At 73.7% G+C, this 18823-nt stretch carries 15 protein-coding genes and 2 pseudogenes; 9 read left to right on the forward strand and 8 right to left on the reverse strand.

Annotation, left to right across the window (positions count from 1 at the left end; genetic code table 11):
* Positions 1-23 precede the first annotated feature (23 nt).
* The gene (locus tag OG823_RS31130; protein WP_371483505.1) at positions 24-2408 is read left to right on the forward strand and encodes a SpoIIE family protein phosphatase; all 2385 of its coding nucleotides are present in this window, start codon (positions 24-26) and stop codon (positions 2406-2408) included.
* Between the two features lie 90 nt (positions 2409-2498).
* Here OG823_RS31130 and OG823_RS31135 read toward each other — a convergent pair whose 3' ends face one another.
* The 6 genes from OG823_RS31135 to OG823_RS31160 all read right to left on the reverse strand — a co-directional run bounded on the left by OG823_RS31135 (position 2499) and on the right by OG823_RS31160 (position 8457).
* A complete protein-coding gene (locus tag OG823_RS31135) occupies positions 2499-4088 on the reverse strand; it encodes an MFS transporter (RefSeq protein WP_371483506.1) in 1590 nt (529 codons plus the stop codon).
* Positions 4085-4639 carry a TetR/AcrR family transcriptional regulator gene (locus OG823_RS31140; protein WP_371483507.1) on the reverse strand — a complete coding sequence of 185 codons (555 nt, stop codon included), beginning with the start codon at positions 4637-4639 and terminating at the stop codon, positions 4085-4087. Before OG823_RS31140 ends, OG823_RS31135 begins: the two co-directional genes overlap by 4 nt.
* Positions 4640-4792: 153 nt before the next feature.
* Complete coding sequence (locus OG823_RS31145; protein WP_371483509.1) at positions 4793-5185, reverse strand: cell division protein SepF; 393 nt, start codon at positions 5183-5185, stop codon at positions 4793-4795.
* Between the two features lie 270 nt (positions 5186-5455).
* Positions 5456-5980, reverse strand: coding sequence for a DinB family protein (locus OG823_RS31150; protein ID WP_371483511.1), 525 nt, complete (start codon positions 5978-5980; stop codon positions 5456-5458).
* Positions 5981-6220: 240 nt separating this feature from the next.
* Positions 6221-6943: a TVP38/TMEM64 family protein gene (locus tag OG823_RS31155; RefSeq protein ID WP_371483513.1), complete on the reverse strand. Its 723-nt coding sequence runs from the start codon at positions 6941-6943 to the stop codon at positions 6221-6223.
* A gap of 311 nt (positions 6944-7254) precedes the next feature.
* Positions 7255-8457: an MFS transporter gene (locus OG823_RS31160; protein WP_371483514.1), complete on the reverse strand. Its 1203-nt coding sequence runs from the start codon at positions 8455-8457 to the stop codon at positions 7255-7257.
* Positions 8458-8602: 145 nt separating this feature from the next.
* Between OG823_RS31160 and OG823_RS31165 the strand changes: the two genes are divergently transcribed.
* A complete protein-coding gene (locus OG823_RS31165) occupies positions 8603-9913 on the forward strand; it encodes an ROK family transcriptional regulator (protein WP_371483515.1) in 1311 nt (436 codons plus the stop codon).
* Between the two features lie 39 nt (positions 9914-9952).
* Here the strand turns inward: OG823_RS31165 and OG823_RS31170 are convergent, their stop codons facing one another.
* A complete protein-coding gene (locus OG823_RS31170) occupies positions 9953-10237 on the reverse strand; it encodes a hypothetical protein (RefSeq protein WP_371483516.1) in 285 nt (94 codons plus the stop codon).
* 369 nt (positions 10238-10606) lie between these two features.
* Between OG823_RS31170 and OG823_RS31175 the strand changes: the two genes are divergently transcribed.
* The 7 genes and pseudogenes from OG823_RS31175 (at position 10607) to OG823_RS31205 (ending at position 17701) form a co-directional block, all read left to right on the forward strand.
* The gene (locus tag OG823_RS31175) at positions 10607-11017 is read left to right on the forward strand and encodes a molybdopterin-binding protein (RefSeq protein ID WP_371483517.1); all 411 of its coding nucleotides are present in this window, start codon (positions 10607-10609) and stop codon (positions 11015-11017) included.
* A 164-nt stretch (positions 11018-11181) separates the two neighbouring features.
* Positions 11182-12009, forward strand: coding sequence for a glycerophosphodiester phosphodiesterase (locus tag OG823_RS31180; protein WP_371483519.1), 828 nt, complete (start codon positions 11182-11184; stop codon positions 12007-12009).
* Positions 12010-12182: 173 nt separating this feature from the next.
* On the forward strand, positions 12183-13292 hold the full coding sequence (locus OG823_RS31185; protein ID WP_371483520.1) for a winged helix DNA-binding domain-containing protein: 1110 nt from the start codon (positions 12183-12185) through the stop codon (positions 13290-13292).
* Between the two features lie 173 nt (positions 13293-13465).
* Positions 13466-14623: an AI-2E family transporter gene (locus OG823_RS31190; RefSeq protein WP_371483522.1), complete on the forward strand. Its 1158-nt coding sequence runs from the start codon at positions 13466-13468 to the stop codon at positions 14621-14623.
* Between the two features lie 237 nt (positions 14624-14860).
* Positions 14861-15106, forward strand: a pseudogene (locus OG823_RS31195) (flavodoxin family protein); the annotation flags it as partial.
* Between the two features lie 754 nt (positions 15107-15860).
* Positions 15861-16577 carry a flavodoxin family protein gene (locus tag OG823_RS31200; protein ID WP_371483523.1) on the forward strand — a complete coding sequence of 239 codons (717 nt, stop codon included), beginning with the start codon at positions 15861-15863 and terminating at the stop codon, positions 16575-16577.
* A gap of 632 nt (positions 16578-17209) precedes the next feature.
* On the forward strand, positions 17210-17701 hold the full coding sequence (locus tag OG823_RS31205; protein ID WP_371483524.1) for a hypothetical protein: 492 nt from the start codon (positions 17210-17212) through the stop codon (positions 17699-17701).
* Between the two features lie 174 nt (positions 17702-17875).
* Here OG823_RS31205 and OG823_RS31210 read toward each other — a convergent pair.
* A pseudogene (locus tag OG823_RS31210) lies at positions 17876-18697 on the reverse strand (SDR family NAD(P)-dependent oxidoreductase); the annotation flags it as partial.
* Positions 18698-18823 lie beyond the last annotated feature (126 nt).

The raw sequence follows: 18823 nt of genomic DNA on the forward strand, positions 1-18823 counted from the left end.
CACGCCCGGACGGTCACCGGCTGGTGCCGCTCGCCACCGCGCTGCTGGAGGGCAACGGCCGGATCCTGCACTGGAGCGAGGACGCCGAGGCACTGCTCGGCTACACCGCCGAGGAGGCCGTGGGAAGCTACGCGGCCAGGTTGCTGGTCAGCGAGGCGGAGCTGCCCAACGTCACCGAGCTGTTCGGGCGGATCCTGAACGGCCACGGCTGGTCCGGCGTCTTCCCACTGCGCCACCGCGACGGCCGCGTGGTCGAGCTGGAGTTCCGCACCTATCCGATCCGGGGGCCCGGCGGCGTCCCGCTGCTGCTGGCCACCGCCTCCGACGTGAGTGCCCTGCGGGAGGTCGAGGGCGGTCTGGCGATCCTGAACGGTTTCTTCAGCCAGTCCCCGATCGGCCTGGCCGTCTACGACCCCGACCTCCGCTTCGTCCGGATCAACGAGGCGCTGGCCCGGATCAACGGGCTTCCGGTCGACGCGCACCTCGGCCGCCGGATCAGCAACCTGCTGCCGGGGCTCAACAGCGCCGAGATCGAGCAGGCGATGCGACGGGTGCTGGTCACCGGACGCCCGGTGATCGACGCCCGCTCGCACGGCCGCACCCCCGGCGACCCGCGCCGGGACCGCGCGTGGTCGGCGTCCTACTTCCGCCTGGAGGACACCACCGGCCAGGTGCTCGGCGTCAGCTCGTCCATCATCGACGTGACCGAGCGTTTCCAGGCCGAGGCCCGTGCCGCCCGGGCCCAGGAGCGCCTGGCCATGATCGCCGAGGCCACCGCCCGGATCGGCACCACACTGGATCTCCAGCGCACCGCCGAGGAGCTGGTGGAGGCGGTCGTCCCGCGCTTCGCCGACTTCGCCACGGTCGATCTGCTGGAGCCGGTGCTGCGCGGTGAGGAGCCCGTCCACCTCGCCGCCGACAGCGCGGTGCGGCTGAAGGCGGTCGCGGTCGGCGAGGCGTACGAGTCCGGCATGGTGCAGACCGCCGACACGGTCGGCGAGACCTCCGCGTACGACGCCGAGCGGCCCTACACGCAGTGCCTGCGCAGCGCGCGCCCGCTGCTGCGCTCGCACGTGACCGAGGAGATCCTCGCGAGTCTGGTCTCCTCGCCCGACCGGGTGGCGCCGGGGATGGCGGCGGGCGTCCACTCCTACCTGATGGTGCCGCTGCTCGCCCGGGGCATGGTGATCGGGGGCTCGGAGTTCGTGCGGATGCGCAACTCGGAACCTTTCACGCCGGCGGACGTGGCGCTCGCGGAGGAGCTGGTGGCCCGGGCGGCGATCGCCATCGACAACGCCCGGCTGTACCGGCGCGAGCGGGAGACCGCGCTGACCCTCCAGCGCAGCCTGTTGCCGCAGGAGATCCACCGCACCCTCGGGTTGGAGATCGCCTACCGGTACCTGCCCAGCAGCGTGGTGAGCGAGGTGGGCGGGGACTGGTTCGACGTGGTGCCGCTCTCCTGCGGCCGGGTCGCGCTGGTGGTCGGCGACGTGATGGGCCACGGCATCCGGGCCGCCGCCACGATGGGGCAGCTGAGGACGGTGGCGCGCACGCTGGCCACCCTGGACCTGCCGCCGGAGCAGGTCCTCACCCGCTTGGACGAGACCGCGACCGGAATCGGGGACAGCCAGTTCGCCACCTGCATCTGCGCGGTCTACGACCCGGTCGAGCGCTCCGTCCGGGTCGCCTCGGCGGGCCACCTCCCGCCGGTCTGGGTCGCCCCGGACGGCACCGCGCGCCGGGTGGACCTGCCGCCGGGCGTGCCCCTGGGGGTGGGTGGCGTGGCCTTCGAGAGCACCGGGTTCACCGTCCCCGAGGGCGGCGTGATGGCGTTCTACACCGACGGGCTGGTCGAGCGGCGGGGCGAGGACCTCGACGTCGGAATCGACCGGCTGGCCCGCACGCTCTCCCGGTCGGGTCTGACGCTGGAGGAGAGCTGTGACGCGGTGCTCGCCGCGCTGGTCACCGACGGCACCGAGGACGACATCGCGATGATCATGGGCCGGGTCCTGCCCGTGCCGGCCGACCGGATCGCCACCCTCTCGCTCAACGGCAGCGGTCGGCTGACCGGTCTGGCCCGCCGGTTCACCCGCGACACGCTGGACCGCTGGGGCCTGGCGGCGGTGTCCGACTTCGCCGAGCTGCTGGTCAGCGAGCTGGTCACGAACGCCCTGGTGCACGCGGACGCGCCGCGCAGGCTGCGGCTCTTCCGGGACCGGGTGCTGACCGTCGAGGTGGCCGACGCGGGAGGCCAGTCGCCGCAGCTGCGCGAGACCGGCGAGCAGGACGAGGGCGGGCGGGGGATGTTCCTGGTCGGCGAGCTGGCCCACCGCTGGGGGAGCAGGCTCACCAAGGAGGGCAAGGTGGTGTGGGCCGAGCTGGAGCTGCCGCTCGGCAGCTCCGGCTGAGCCCACGCCACCCGATCAGGTCCTCGGGCGCTCATCGGGCGCTCATGGGGCGCTCCTCGGGCGCTCGGGTCGCCGGCCGACGCCACCCGGTCAGGCCGCCACCCGCTCGGCGGCCGGCTCCGCGTGCTCCGCCCGATCGTCCGCCGAGGCGCCGCGACCGGCCTCGCCCCGCTGCCGGAGCAGGAACCACGCCATGCCGGAGGCCGCCAGCAGCAGCCCGCAGGCGAGCACCGCGGCCAGGTTCATGCCGCTCACGAAGGACCCGCGCGCCGAGGCCAGCAGTGGCCCGGCGAGCTGCGCGGGCAGCGTCCCGGCGGCCTCCACCGCGCCGCCGATCGACTCGCCCGCCAGTGCGGCCGTCGCCCCGTCCGTGCCCGCCGGGACGGTCAGCGAGCCGGCGTAGGCCGCGCCGACCACCGAGCCGACCAGGGCGATGCCCAGTGCGGTACCCAACTCGTACGCCGTCTCGGAGACCGCGGAGGCGGCGCCGGACTTCTCGGCCGGAGCGGAGCCCAGCACCACGTCGGCGGCGAGCGTGTAGACCACGCCCTCGGCGGTGCCGACGATCAGGAAGGCGACTGCCAGCAGCAGGTACGTGCTGTCCTCCCGCAGCAGGCCGAGCAGGCCCAGGCCGACGCCCATGGCCAGCAGCCCGGCGGTCAGCGCCACCCGGACCCCGGCCCGGCGGGCCAGGCGCGCCGTCAGCAGACCGCCGACCACGGCGCCGGCGAAGGCGGGCAGTTCGGCGAGGCCGGCCCGCAGCGGCGGGTAGCCGCGGACCAGCTGGAGGTACTGCGACATCACGAACACCACACCGGACAGACCGATCAGCGCGGTCAGCGAGGCGAGCACGGCGGCCGTGAACCGCCGGTCGGCGAACAGCCGGACGTCGAGCAGCGGAGTGGCCAGCCGCAGCTGGCGGCGGACGAACACGGTCAGTGCCGTCGCGCCGAGCACGGCGGTCAGCGCGACGTCCCAGCGCGCCGGCCCGTGCGCGGCGGCCTCCTTGACGGCGTAGACCACGCCGATCACACCGGCCAGCGACAGCACCACACTGAGCACGTCCCAGCGGCCCGGCCGCGGGTCCCTCGACTCGGGCAGCAGCCAGGCGCCCAGCACCAGCAGCAGGAGGACGACGGGGATGTTCAGCAGGAAGACCGAGCCCCACCAGAAGTGCTCCAGCAGGATCCCGCCGACCACCGGGCCGAGCGCCGCGCCCGCGGTGGCCGCGGCGCCCCAGACGCCTATCGCGGTGGCCCGCTCGCGGGAGTCGGGGAAGAGCGTGCGGATCAACGACAGCGTGGCGGGCATGATGGTCGCGCCCGCCACGCCGAGCAGCGCGCGGGCCAGGATCAGCCAGCCGGCGCCGGGCGCGTACGCGGCGAGCAGCGAGGCGACCCCGAACGCGGCGGAGCCGCTCAGCAGCAGCCTCTTGCGGCCGATCCGGTCACTGAGCGCGCCCATGCTGACCAGCAGGCCGGCCAGTACGAAGGAGTAGGCGTCGCCGATCCAGAGCAGCTGGGTGCCGCTGGGCCGCAGCGTCTCACTGATGGAGGGGATGGCGAGGGAGAGGACGGTCGCGTCGACGGCGACCAGGGTGACGGCCACGACGAGGACGCCGAGGCCGGTCCAGCGCCGGCGGGTGGTCGTGGGGGTGGGGCGGAGCATGGTGGTGCTCATGGTTTCGGGGTTCTCCTGAGTGCGCCGCCGAGGAAGAGCTCGGCGAGCGAGAATGCGCTGTCGCGCGGGGCCAGGCGTCCGTCCTGGACGGCCCAGCCGACGCCGGCGACCAGATCGAAGAAGGCTTCGCTGAGCCAGCCGGCCGAGAGCTCGATCCGGATCACGCCCTCCTGCTGTCCGCGCAGGAACAGCGCGCGGATCCGGGCGTCCTGGACCTCCCAGAGCTCGTTGATCTCGGGGTCGTCGTAGAGCTGGTTCTCGCCGGCCAGGAAGGCGCAGAGCGCCGCGTCCGGCACGACGGCCTCGATCAGGCGGCGCAGCGCCGCCTCGGCGTCGCCCTCCTCGATCGCCGCGGTGTCCAGCGCGCCGGCCACCTTGCGCAGGCTGAGCGCGCCGACCTCGCGGATCAGCGCCTCCCGGCCCGGGAAGATCCGGTGCAGGGTGGCGCGACTGATGCCCGCGGCCCGCGCGATCTCGTCGAGGTGGGCGGTCGGGCGGCGGGAGAGCATGCCGACGGCGGCTTCGAGGACGGAGTCACGATCGGTGGCCATGGGGCAAGTGTAGATCGGATGAGACATCCATGTCTCATTTTTCGGATGGAAGCCTCAGTTGAGGCGCGGCCGACCGGCCACGAGCGCCGAAAAACCGGGGACGGCGTCGACCGTCCCCGGTGGGGCCCTGCGTACCGCTGCTCCCGGCGGGGATCAGCTCTGGTTGTAGAAGCCGGTGTCGTCCAGCGGCCGGTCGATCACCATGACCTCGACCTCGGCCGGCGTGAGCAGGAAGACCCGGCGGGCGATCCGCTCGATCCCGCCGCAGGTGCCGAAGATGAGGCCGGAGGCGAAGTCGACCATGCGCTTGGCCTCGGCGTCGTCCATCTCGGTCAGGTCCATCACCACGGGAGTGCTGGCGCGGATGTGCTCGCCCACCACCCGGGCGGCCTCGAAACCGGTGGGCCGCACCGAGACGATCTTGGCCGGGGCCGGTGCGGCGGCCACCGTCTCCTGGTCGGCCCACGGATCGTCGTAGACCGCGGCGGGGTAGTTTCCGGAGGGCATCAGCCACCCGTTGTGGTGCTCGTCGCGAAGTGCTCCCATGCCGCGCCTCCCTGTCTCGTCCCGAACCCGTCCCCCGGGGGCGCGTGCCCTTTTGACACGTCATCCACTCGTCGGAACTGTCCGAGTATCGCACTGATCACCGGTTCGGTGCCCGCTCGCGGCCGCCGTACGGGTTGTGGCGCGCCGCGTGCCCGGGCGTTCCCGGGTACCTGAAGCGACGCCGCAGCTCGACGTACGGTTGCGCGCGTATACGACTCCGGTTCGCGTCAGCCCTGAGTTGACCGACCGTCAATCCGGTGGGGGAAAGGTTCATTCCCCCGTGGAGCCGTCCACAAGCTCCCTGAGCAGATCCGCGTGCCCGTTGTGGCGCGCGTACTCCTCGATCATGTGCACCTGGATCCAGCGCAGCGTGACGTCCGAGCCCTTGCGCTTGCGCCGGGCGACCGTCTCCAGCGGCAGGCCCTCGCAGGCCCGGCGGGAGAGTTCGGTCTGGGTGCGCCAGGTCGCGAAGGCCTCGGCGACGTCGGCGTCGTCGACCCCGGTGAACTCGCCGTCCTCGTCCTGCGGCGTCCAGTAGAGCCCGCCCTCACCGGGCTCCGCGCCGAGCAGGTGGATCTGGTACCAGGCGCGCTCCACCTCGGACATGTGCCGGACGAGGCCGAGCAGGGACAGTCCGGACGGCGGTACGGCGCGCAGCCGCAGCTGGTCGTCCGTCAGGCCCTCGCACTTCATCGCGAGAGTGGCCCGCTGGAAGTCCAGGAATGCGGCCAGCATGGCGAATTCGTCGGCGGCGTAGGGGGCGTCGGTCCGGGTGAGGCCGGGGGTGCGGTTCATGGCGGCCATCCTGGCGCAGGGCACCGACAGTCGCGACCGAATAGTCGGGTGGGCGCGCCGGACGGACCCCTTTCGGCGCCGCGGACGTCCTGCCGCGCGCGCTCTCCGGAGCCTGGTGCTGGTGCTGGTGCTGGTGCTGGTGCTGGCTGCCTGCCGCCCGGTGCCGGTGCGGGTGTCCGCCGTCGGGGAGCCGTCGCCGGGACCGGACCGTCGCCGTCGCCGGAGATCCGGCAGACGGGCTCAGGCGCCCGCGCCCGCGCTCCGGCGCCTGGCGGCCCGCACCGCCGCCGCCAGACCGAACAGCGTCATCAGCGCGATCGCGCCCGCCGAGACCAGGAAGGCCGCCGAGCCCGGCTGCTTCGCGCTCGCGGCCGCGATCACGTACGCGGCCGTGGCCGGCAGCACGCCCAGCGCGGTGGCGCCCAGGAACGGCGCGAAGCGCACACCGGAGAAGGCGGCGGCGTAGTTGCCGGCCTGGAACGGCAGCCCGGGGAACAGGCGCAGCAGCAGGACGCTGCGAAAGCCCTGTTCGGTGAACCGGCGGTCGAGCGCGGTCAGCACCTTGCCGCGCAGGAACGGCCGCAGGGCGTCCCGGCCGAGCCGGCGGCCGAGCGCGAAGGCGAGGGCGGCGCCGAGGGCGCTGCCGAGGACGGCGAGCAGCAGGCCCTCCCCGATGCCCAGCATCAGCCCGGCGGCGGCGTTCAGCGCCGGGCGCGGGACGAAGGCCAGCGTGCCGAGCGTGTACACCGCGAGGAAGAGCGGGGCCCGCCAGACCGCCGGCACATCTGTCGCCAGGCCACCGGAGAGCAGCGCCGAGGGATCCCAGAGCAGCAGGGAGGCGGCCGCCGCGCCCAGGATCGTCACCAGGAGGGCCAGTCTGCTCCAGGGCGAGCGCGCCGCGCGGCGCAGCCGGTCGCCGGTCGTTGATGCGCCGGTCGTTGATGCGCCGGCGGTCGGGGCCACGGCCGGTGGCGCCGGTGTCGCAGCGTGGGCCGGCGCGGGGGCGGGGGCCGGCCCGGGTGCGGGCGCGGGGGTGGGCGGGGCCGGCGGCGCGGGTGCGGGCGGTGGGGGAGCGGGAGGCACCGGCCGAGCATAGACCGGTACGCGCCCCGACCGGCCACGGGAGGGTCCGTACCCGGCCCGGCCCCGGCCGCCGCAGCCCACCGCACCCCGCCACCGCACCCCACCGGCCGCCCGCGGCGGGGAGGGCGGGGGCGGCCGGTGGGGTGCGGGCCCTCGGCGCTCGTGCGGGCCGGTGGTGCGTGCGGAGTCGGTCAGCCGGCCGGCGCGTCGCTGGGCACGGGGACGGGCACCGGCACGGTCTGCGTCCGGGCCGGGCGGCGCAGTGCGCCCGCGCCCAGCACCATGGCGGCGGTCAGCGCGGTGACCAGGGTGAACGAGACGGTGAGCGAGGTGGCCTGGGCCAGGACGCCGATCACGGCGGGGGCGATCAGCCCGGAGGTGTAGGTGACGGTCGCGACGCCGGCTATGGCCTGGCTCGGGTTGCCGCCGGTGCGCCCGGCCGCCGCGAAGGCGAGCGGTACGACGACCGCGATCCCGATCCCGATCAGCGCGAAGCCGGGGATGGCCAGGTACGGGGTGTCCGAGACGATCACCAGCAGGCCGCCGGCGGTGGCGACCGTCCCGCTGATCCGGGCGGCGGGCACCGGTCCGAGCCGGCTGATCAGGGCGTCCCCGGCGAGCCGGCTGACGGTCATGGTGAGGGCGAACGCGGTGTACGCGGCTGCCGCCACACTGGCCGAGGCACCGGTGATGTCCCGCAGGTAGACGCCGCTCCAGTCCATCGAGGCGCCCTCGGCGAAGACCGCGCAGAAGCCCACCAGGCCGATCGCCAGGGCGCTGCGCGGCGGCAGGGCGAAGCGCGGCGGCGCCTCCTCCTCCGCTCCGGGACGCAGGGCCGGCAGTCGGCGGGCGACCAGCTGCGCGGCGAGGACCAGGATCAGCGCGGTGACGGCCAGCTGGGGGCGGGGGTCGATCGCCTGGTGGGCGGCCAGTACGCCGAAGCCGGAGGCGACCAGGCCACCGGCACTCCACATGCCGTGCAGGCCGGACATGATGGACCGGCCTGCCCGCCGCTCGATCTCCACGCCCTGGGCGTTCATGGCGACGTCGGCCGTCCCGGCGGTGGCGCCGAAGACGAGCAGGGCCAGGCAGAGCAGGGGCAGGGAGGGCGCCAGCGCGGGCAGCGTCAGTGCGAGGCACCAGAGCGTCAGCAGCGCGCGGACGGCGGCCCGGCCGCCGTACCGGTGGACCAGGCGGCCGGCCAGCGGCATCGCCAGCGAGGACCCGAGGGCCGGCATCACCAGCGCCAGGCCCAGCTGCCCGGCGCTGAGGTGCAGGTGATGCTGGATCCAGGGGATGCGGGTGGCGAAGGTGCCGGCGACCGCGCCGTGCACGGCGAAGACCAGAGCGATGGTCACTCTGGCCCTGCGGGGGTCCTTGAGGGTCTCTTGCATCCGACGCTTCCTCCGAGCCGCGCCACGGGCGCGACAGTGCCGTCCGGTGGACGGAGTGCCCGCACGGGCCCTCGGTTCGATAAATTATCAGGAAGGGACCCTGATAGAAACAGTCAGGCCGAATTCTCTGGAAGGATGCAGCCTCATGACGACCGCGCGTACGGCCACGCCGAGCACCGCCCGGGCCATCAACGACCGGCTGGCTCTCAACCTGCTGCTCGAACAGGGCCCGCTCACCGCGACCGAGCTGCGCGAGCTCACCGGGCTCTCCCGCCCCACCGTCTCCGACCTGCTGGAGCGGCTCCAGCGCGGCGGCCTGGTCGCCCAGGCCGGTGAACGCGGTGAGCAGCGCCGGGGGCCGAACGCCCGGCTGTACGCGCTGGTCGCCTCCCGCGCCCACATCGCCGCGGTCGACGTGCGGTCGGTCGGCGTCAGCCTGGTCGTCGCGGACCTCGCCGGGCGGACCCTCGCCACCGCCGAGATCCCCGTCGGCCCGTGGCCGGACGAGGCCGCCGCCCCGGCCGCCGGCTCCGCCGCCCCGGTTGCTGGCTCCGCTGCCCCGGGCCCGGCCGCCGCTGCTGCTCCGGATCCGGCCTTCGCCGCCCCGGGGCCGGCCGCCCTTGCCGGCCCTCCCGGACTGGCCGCGCAGACTGTACGCACCCTGCTCGCCGTCGCCCGCGAAGCCGGCGTCGAGCAACTGCACACTGTCGCCGTCGGTGTGCCCGGCCTGGTCGACCCGGCCACCGGGCGGCTCAACAACATCGGCGGCCTGCCCGCCTGGCACGCCGAGCTGCTCGCCGCGCTGCGCGACCTGCCCGACACCGCACTGATCCTGGAGAACGAGGTCAACCTCGCCGGCATCAGCGAGCACCGGATCGGCGCCGCCCGTGACCGGGACACCTTCGTGCTGCTCTGGCTCGGTCACGGTGTCGGCGCCTGCGTGGTGCTGGACGGCAGACTGCGGCGCGGCGCCTCCGGCGGCACCGGGGAGATCGGCTTCCTCCCGGTGCCCGGCACCGGCGGGCTCCCCAGCTCCTCGGGTTGTGAGGGCGGCTTCCACGCCCTGGTGGGCAGCCGGGCCGTCTGCGCGCTCGCCCGCGACCACGGACTACCGGCCGACCCCGCGGACGACGCGCCCGCCGCCGAGGCGGTCGTCCAGGCCGCGATCGCGGCCGGCCGGGCCGGCGAGGCCTTCCTCGACGAGTTCGCCGGGCGGGTGGCCGTGGGCGTGGCGGCCCTCTGCGTGGTGCTGGATCCCGGCTGCGTGGTGCTCGGCGGAGAGGTCGGCCGGGCGGGCGGCGCCGAACTCGCCGGGCGGGTCGGCCGGCGGCTGGCCGAGATCTCCCCGCTGCGCACCGAGGTACGGGCCGGCCTGGTCGGCGGCGGCGCGGTGCTCGGCGGAGCCGTCCTCACCGCCGGTGACGCCGCCCGCCGGGAGCTCTTCGGCGGCCCCTGAGCGACCGGAAGGGTCTGTGACCGGAACGGCCGCCGGCGCTCAGGGCCGGCCGCTCACCAGGGCGGGCCGGGCGTCCGGTGCGGTGCCGGTCCCGGACGGCGCGGACAGTGCGGGCGTGCCGAGGACCACCGCCGCGACCAGTCCGGCCAGCAGGACCAGGCCGACCGCGGCCCGTCCGCACGCCGTCCGCAGCGGGACCCGCTCGCGGCCGGGCGGTGCGATGTTGCTCGTGTAGCCGTCGCTTCGCACGGACGGCGCGCGTCCCTGCCGCCGTCCGGCCTCGGCGACGAACGCGAACGGGACGGGCTCCGCCGTCTGGGCCATGGTGCCGGGTCCTCTCGATGTCGTCCGCGTCGCCTGCGTTGTCCGCGCCGTGCGTCCGGGTGTCCGCGCCGTGCGGTCGGGGTGTCCGGGGCGTTCGCGCCGTACGGTCGGGGCGTGCGTCCGGGGCGTGCGTCCGGGGTTGCCGCGCACCCTGCGGTGTGCGGTGTGCGGTCGGTGCGCCGGTCCACGACGCGTCCGAACACGGCCGCTGTCCGTTTTCCATAGTTTACGTGGGAAAAGCGCGTGAACATCCCTCGGTGGATCCCTTCGCGCGGCGGGCGAACCCGGCGCTCCACTTGGCCGACGGCCCGTCGCGTACGGCAGGATGGCGGCGACAACGAATCGCCGACACACCGCCAGGAGTCGCTCATGGGCCTGCCCGCGCCGGTCAACCCGTACCGCATCGGCGAGGCCGCGGCGATGCTCGGGGTCAGTGCCGACACGATGCGCAGGTGGGTGGACGCCGGGCGGGTCGCGGCCGAGCGCGACGAGCACGGGCACCGGATCATCCCCGGTGCGCAGCTCGCCGCCTTCGCCCGGGAGCTGGCCCGCAGCGAGAACCCGGAGACGGGTCGGCCGTCCTCGGCCCGCAACCGCTTCCCCGGCATCGTGACGGACGTGGTGCTCGGCGACGTCGCGGCACAGGTCGAGATCCAGGCCGGCCCCTTCCGGGTGGTCTCGCTGATCAGCCGGGAGTCGGCCGAGGAACTCGGGCTGGTGGCCGGGGCCGCCGCGACCGCCGTGATCAAGTCGACCAACGTGATGGTCGAGCTCGCCTGAGAGCCGGACCGGCTCCCGGACGTCTCCGACGGTCCGACCCGTCGGGTCCCGGGCCCGCTCGGTCGCCCCGGGGGACTTCGTTCCGCTCCGCCCCACTCTGCTCGGACTCCGCTCGGACTCTCACTCGGACCCCCGACCGCCATCAGGAAGAGGTCGCCGCACCCATGGCCCGTCCGCCTCTGCCCGCCGCCTCGCGCAAGGCGTCCCCTCTCCCGGCCCCGGCCTCCGCGTCCGGCTCCGCGCCCGGAGCCGGGCCCGGGCCCGCGCCCGGCTCCGGGCCTGTCCCGGCCCCCCGCGTGCTGGCGGTGGCCCATCGCGGCGACCCGTACCGGTACCGCGAGAACACCCTTCCCTCGATCGGCTCCGCCCTGGCGGCGGGCGCCGACGCCGTCGAGGTCGACGTCCGTCTGACCCGGGACGGTGTGCCGGTGCTGCTGCACGACGCCACCCTGGAGCGACTCTGGGGCGATCCGCGCGCCGTTCGCTCGGTGACCCTGGAGCAGCTGGAGCACGTCGGTGGGGAGGTCGGCTCCGGCCTGCGCGTGCCGACCCTCGCCGACGCGGTCAAGACGCTCACCGAGACCCCGGCCGCCCAGCTGCTGATCGACCTCGACGACGCCGGACCGGCCGCCGCCGCCTGGGCGACGGTCACCGGTCTCGGGGCCGAACGCCGGGTCGCGTTCTGCGGGCCGGTCGCCGCCATGCTCGCCGTCCGGGACATCGCGCCGGAGGCCGACATCGCGCTCACCTGGAAGCAGCCCCGGCTGCCGGACCAGGCCCTGTTGGCCGATCTGCGTCCGCACTACCTGAACCCGCCGTTCGGCCTGGCCACCCCGGAGTTCGTCGCGGCCGCCCACGAGGCCGGACTCTCCGTCAGTACCTGGACGGCCGACCTCCGGCGCACGATGCGCAGGCTTCGTCGGACCGGCGTCGACTCGATCACCAGCAACCGCGTCGGCTTGCTTCGGGCCGTGCTGGACGGTGCCCGGTGACCCGGAGACCCGCTACCGGGCCGCCCGGGCCCGGCGCTCCGACGTCCGATGCTCCGACGTCCGATGTATCGACCTCGGATGCCCCGACCGCCGATGTGTCGGCGTCCGATGTATCGACGTCCGATTTCTCCGTGACCGCGCGGGCGGGGGCCCGGCGAGGTGTCGGTGCCCCGGTGCTGACCACCCGGGAGCTGGGGCGCGCCCTGCTGGCCCGCCAGCACCTGCTGGAGCGGTCACCCATGGCGCCCGCCGCGATGGTCGCCCACCTGCTCGGCCTACAGGCCCAGGCCGCGCCCCAGCCGCCCTACCTCGGTCTCTGGTCGCGCCTGGACGACTTCGTCCCGGAGCTGCTCACCGAGCTGATCGAGCGGCGCGAGGTGGTCCGGATCGCGCTCCAGCGCGGGACCATCCATCTGGTCACCGCCGAGGACTGCCTGACCCTGCGCCCGCTCCTGCAGCCGGTGCTGGACCAGGCGCTGCGCAGCAGCTACGGCAAACGTCTGACGGGCGTCGACCTGGACGCCGTCGCCTCGGCCGGCCGGGCCCTGGTCGAGGCGCAGCCGCGCACCTTCCAGCAGCTCGGGGAGCTGCTGGCCGAGGACCGGCCGGGCGCCGACCCGGTGGCGCTCGCGCAGGCCGTCCGCTGTCGGCTGCCGCTCGTCCAGGTGCCGCCGCGCGGGATCTGGGGGCAGGGCGGCCCGGCCGCGCACACCACGGCCGAGCACTGGCTGGGGCGCGGCCCGGAGCCGGATCCGTCGCCGGCGCGGATGGTGCTGCGCTATCTCGCCGCCTTCGGCCCCGCCACGGTGGCCGACGTGCAGAAATGGTGCGGGCTGACCCGGCTCGGACGGGTTCTCGCCGAACTCGCCCCGCACCTGACGACCTTCCAGGACGAGCGGGGCCGACTGCTGTACGACCTGCCGGACGCACCCCGGCCCGAGGAGGCCACCCCGGCGCCGGTCCGGCTGGTCGCGCCGTTCGACAACCTGCTGCTCTCGCACGCCGACCGCAGTCGGATCCTGCCGGAGGAGCACCGGTCGCGGGTGATGACCGTGAACGGGCTCATCCCCGGGACGCTGCTGGTCGACGGCTTCGTGGCCGGGAGCTGGGAGCTGACGGAGGGCCGAGGCGGCCGCGCCGGTGCTGAGAAGCGGGTGGTCCGGGTGCGTCCGTACGTCCCGCTGGGCCGGCGGGACGCGGCAGCGGCCGAGGCGGAGGCCGGGAGGTTGCTGGACTTCGCAGGCGGCGGGGACGTCCGGATCGAGGCCCCGGCGGGGGCGTGACCCCCTTAGACCGTCCGGTCGTCCGGTCGTCCGGTCGCGCGGTCCGGCGGTCCCAGCGGTCCCGGCCACGCCCGGGACCCGTGGTGCCGGTATTCCGTCAGATGATGTGCTGATATGTCCTGGTCTGCGGCCATCGGAGCGGACGGGGCACATCGAACGGCGTCGGAGGCGGGATGTCAGCAGCGGACCCACCGGATCGACGACCCTCGCCCGACCAGCCGCCGGCGCGCGCCCCCGGAGGAGACCGCCCGCCGTACGGCGGTCTGCCGCCGGCCGTCCGCACGGCCGCCGCCTGGTCGATCGCGGTGATCCTCTTCGTCACCGTCGGCGCGCTTGTCGTCTACGCCTTCGTCGCCCTGCGGGCGGCCACCATTCCGCTGATCATGGCGCTGCTCGGCACCGCGCTGCTGCACCCGGTGATGCCCTGGCTGCTCCGGCGCGGATTCGGTCGAGGGGCGGCGGCGGCCCTGACCTGCGTCGTCCTGGTGGTGGCGGTCGGCGGGGTGATCGCGCTGCTGGTCAACTCCCTCGCGCACAGTGCCCCGCAGATCGCCTCCTCGCTCCGGGACGCCGGAAACCAGCTCGCCGACTGGCTCGGCCCGACCGGCGCGAGGATCCAGGACTCGCTGAAGAACGCCGCCGGCGAGGGCACCTCCCTGGTGAGCTCGCTGGCCGGGGGCGTGCTCTCCGGCCTCGGCGTGGCGGTGCAGCTCATCACGAGCGGCGTGCTGGCCCTCGCCCTGGTCTTCTTCTTCCTCCGGGACGGCCATCGCACCGGCGACACCGTCCGTGCCTACCTGGCCGGGCACCATGCGGAGACGGTGATCGACTGCGGGCAGGAGGCGTTCTTCGCCATGTCCGGCTTCATGCGCGGCACCACGATCATCGCCCTGATCGACGCTCTCTTCATCACCATCGGCCTGCTCGTCCTCGGCGTGCCCGGCGCGCCCGGTCTCGGCGCCCTGGTCTTCATCGGCGCCTACATCCCGTTCATCGGCGCCTTCCTGTCCGGGACGGTGGCCGTCCTGGTCGCGCTCGCCGACGGCGGCCTGGCCACCGCGCTGTGGGCCCTCGGCATCGTGCTGGCCGTCCAGGCGATCGAGGGCAACGTCCTCCAGCCGCTCATCCAGAGCCGGACCGTCCAGCTGCACCCGGCCACCATCATGTTCGCCGTGGTGGCCGGCGCGGGCGTGGCCGGGGCGATCGGAGCCCTGCTCGCGGTTCCGCTCAGCGCCGCCGGCGTCGGCATCATCTCAGTCCTGCGCGGGACGGCCGAGCCCGGCACCCGCCGCCGGCGCGGCGCGCCGAAGCCGGACGGCGACGGCGCCTGACCCGCCCGCCCGGGCATGGGCCGTCCGTCACGGCGCCTGCCGTGGGGCGTGCACCTCGCCGTCAGCCGACCGGGCCGGTCCGAGCAGCGGCGCGCCCGGCACGCTGGGGGAGTGGGAACGTCGTCCGCGCAGACCGTCGCCGGGCTCACCACGGGCGGGCTCGCCGCCGCCGGACGACGGGGTACCCACCGGGGACGCCCCGCCGGACCTGACCTGACGAAAACGGGAAACGCCCCCATGACGACCACACCGGTGGCCCACGACGACCTGCGTGCCCTCGTGATCAACTGCACCCTCAAGCGCTCGCCCGAGCGCAGCCACACCGAGGGTCTGATCGATGTCAGCCGAGGCGTCATGGAGCGTCAGGGCGTCCAGGTCGAGGTGCTCCGGGCGGTGGACATCGACATTGCCACGGGCGTCTGGCCGGACATGACGGAGCACGGCTGGGAGACCGACGAGTGGCCGGTCATCTACAACAAGGTGGAGCAGTACGTCACCGAAGCCTGGTTCTCCAGGATGAACTCGGCCCAGCCTGACGATCCATTCCTCCTCATCGCCGCCGAACGCCGGACCGGATAACCGGAAGCTGAGGTGTTGCCCAGCGACCGCCGGAGTTCCACATGCGCACGTGCACCTCGCCCGCAGTACCCGCCAACGATGCGCTCGCCCCGTGCCCGCTCCCTCGGCCAAGTCGCCGCTGCGGCGTGGTCGGCCGGATCGATCTCGGGTTTCCCGCGCTCGGAGAAGCGGCAGGCGAACCGTGTTGGCACATAGTCTTGCGGGAACCGCCTGCGGCTGCCCACCGACGCTGACTGCTCGCAGGGCGGCCGCGCTGCGTGGGCTGGGGCCGAAGCCGGACAGCGAGCTGGTCTTCCTCCTCCGTGCCGCTCCGGAACTCGGGTTGTTCTGTCTGACCACCTCGTCCCGGGACTTTGCTGGAGACAGTCTCAGGGCACTGGAGGTGCTGCGTCAGGTGCCGTCCCCAGTCCTTTGCCGGCTGGGGATCGAAGTAGTCGAGTTCAGCACTCCCGACGGCGTCGAAGTGAGCTATCGAAGGCCGACGGTCATGGTTGCCGGCTCCGCGGTGCCACCAGGGGAGGAGTGATTGGGGCAGGTGGCCCAGCGGGAAGGGCGTCTCGGGGCCGGGACTGGTGGAGTGAATCCGTGGCCCCGGTCGAGGGCCGGCTGTCGCGGCGGCCGGGTGCCGTCCGTCCGTGTTGCTTGAAGGAGATGTGCGATGGCTGACGCCGGAACGTCCTACGGGGATCTGCGCGCCCTGGTGATCAACTGCACCCTGAAGCGGTCGCCGGAGCGCAGCCATACCCAGGGGCTGATCGACGTGAGCCGGGGCATCATGGAGCGCCAGGGCGTCCAGGTCGAGGTCCTGCGCGCGGTGGACATCGACATCGCCACGGGCGTCTGGCCGGACATGACGGAACACGGCTGGGACACGGACGAGTGGCCGGTCATCTACAACAAGGTGATGTCGGCCGACATCCTGACGCTAGCTGGGCCTGTGTGGCTGGGAGACAATTCCTCGGTGATGAAGAGGGTGATCGAGCGGCTGTACGCCTGCTCTTCGATCCTCAACGGGCAGGGTCAGTACGCGTACTACGGTCGGGTCGGCGGGTGCCTGATCACGGGTAACGAGGACGGTGCGAAGCACTGCGCGATGAACGTCCTCTACAGCCTGCAGCACCTGGGGTACGTGGTCCCGCCGCAGGCGGACGCGGGGTGGGTGGGGGAGGCGGGGCCGGGGCCGTCGTACCTGGACGAGGGGTCGGGCGGTCCGGAGAACGACTTCACCAACCGGAACACCACCTTCATGACCTGGAACCTGCTGCACATGGCGCGGATGCTGAAGGACGCCGGCGGCATCCCGGCGCACGGCAACCAGCGCTCGGAGTGGGACGCGGGCTGCCGCTTCGACTTCGAGAACCCCGAGCACCGCTGAGCTGTGGCGCACAGAACGGCGCCCGTTCCCCGGCGGTCCGGGCGGGCGCCCGCCGGGTCCGTCCTCGCGCGTTCGGCGCCCCGGCCGAAGCCCTGTCGCCCACCGACGCCGATGAGAAGGAGCCTGCCATGACCTACACCGTGGTCGTCACCGTCTCGACCGTCGGTCTGGAGCCGTCGCCCGTCGCGGACGCGCTCGCCGGTCTGCCGCACCCGTCGCCTTGAGACGCTTAGCGAGCGTCAACGCATCCGGGCAAATCGACTGGCAGGTACGGCTGCGCCCGCGCGGCGGCCGGACCGGCAGGCGCCGAGGAGGCCCGCGCGGGACGCCGGCCATTCTGCCCCACCTCGGCCGCACTGACCCTGTACACACTGATCGCGGATCCGGAGGACTGAGTCCCGTCAGGCGTTCCGGTCGGCCGTCATGGGAAGTAAGCACTACCGTCTGATCAATCCCCACGCGGCCGGGGCGGCTGGGACTTCGGGACTGCGGCATTAGGCCGACCAGTCGATTCCGCGCGGCGCCACGGCTGCGGACTGGACGTGCCGTGATTCGAGAGTATACAAACGGGTTCGGGTTGGCGCGCAGCCGTCAACTCGCCCTCCCGTATTCGAATCCGTAGGAGATGTGTGATGCGATCCCTCAAGGCTGTCGGTCTCGGAACGGCCGTCGCGCTGTCCGCCCTGATCGTCTGTGCGTCCGGCGCCGACGCGGCCGACAGGCCCAGCACCCGCAGCGAGACGAAGTTCTCGCTGACCGGCAAGGCGACCGGGCAGACCATCGTCGACGTGGCTCAGGACGGGCACGTCGGCCCCGGCGACTACGTCGTCTTCACCGAGGACCTCCTCGACAGCAACGGCAACAAGGTCGGTTCGGACTCCGCCGTCTGCACGATCATCACCGAGGCGGCCGGCGGCGAGGCGCAGTGCACCTTCACCTTCAGCTCGAACGCGGGTGACATCACGGCGCAGTCGGCCTCGTCCGGCATTCTGACGAACGAGCCGAAGACCTTCGACGCCGCCGTCACCGGTGGCACCAAGGACTTCGTCGGAGTCCGCGGCAGCATCCACGGCTCCACGGACAGCCCCACGCAGGTCAAGCTGGACTTCGACCTCTTCTACTGATCCGAGTAGCACCGGCGGCTCCGCCGGACGGTCCTGATCGTGGGGGCGCACACCGCCAGGTGTGCGCCCCCACGTGCGTCCGTTCGCTCCGCGTTGGCCGCCGCCGGCGTGAACTTCCGGTCCGTTCCGACTCGGAGCCGACGCGCGCCCCGACAGAGCCGGTTCGGCGGCGGCCTATGGCTCCATGCGGGCCACGACGGCGCGCAGCCCGGGGCTGAAGCGGCCGAGCAGGCGCACGGCACGGGCGTCGGGGGTGACGGTGACCACCGCGTTGTTGCGAACGACCGCGCGCAGCACGGCCTCGGCGATCCGCTCCGGGGTGCAGCCGCGGTTCCCGAAGCGGATCGCCGAGGCCGTGCGCAGCACGCCCTGCTCGTCGGGGGACGCGCCGGCGAAGTGCATCGCGCCGGCGAAGGGCGTCCGGACCAGGCCGGGGCAGATCGCGCTCACGCCGATGCCGAACTCCGTCAGCTCCGCGCGCAGGCACTCGCTCAGCATCAGCGCCGCGGCCTTGCTGGTCGCGTACGCCGGGACCACCCGGGTCGGCTGGAACGCGGCGGCCGAGGCCACCGTCACGATGTGGCCGCCCTGCCCGCGCTCGGCCATGCCCCGGCCCAGCAGGCGGCAACCGTGGATGACGCCCCACAGGTTGACGCCAAGAGTGCGCTGCCAGTCCTCGACCGAAGTGTCCAGGAACCGCCCTGACATGCCGACACCGGCGTTGTTCACCAGCACGTCCACCACTCCGTACGTACGCGCGACGCGCTCCGCGAGCCCCTCCATCGCCAACTCGTCCGACACGTCGACGACTTCGGCCCAGGCTGCCCGCGCGCCCAGCCCGCGCGCCAGGCCGGCGCTCTCCTCGGCCCCGGGGCCGTCCCGGTCCACACACACCACACGGGCACCGGCGGCGGCGAACCGGCAGGCCGTGGCCCGCCCGATGCCGCTGCCGGCACCCGTGACCAGCACCAGCCGGTCGCTGAAGCGCTTCGAGTAACGATCCATGGGTGCCGCTATTCCCCCTATTTGAATGGATATTCACCCTGTGTCGCCAGTCTGGGGTCTCTAGGGGTATTGGGGATGACTTGTCCGCCCTAGGCTGTGAGGGTTTCGTGCCACCTC

The organism is Kitasatospora sp. NBC_00315 (assembly GCF_041435095.1).
GTDB lineage: Bacteria > Actinomycetota > Actinomycetes > Streptomycetales > Streptomycetaceae > Kitasatospora.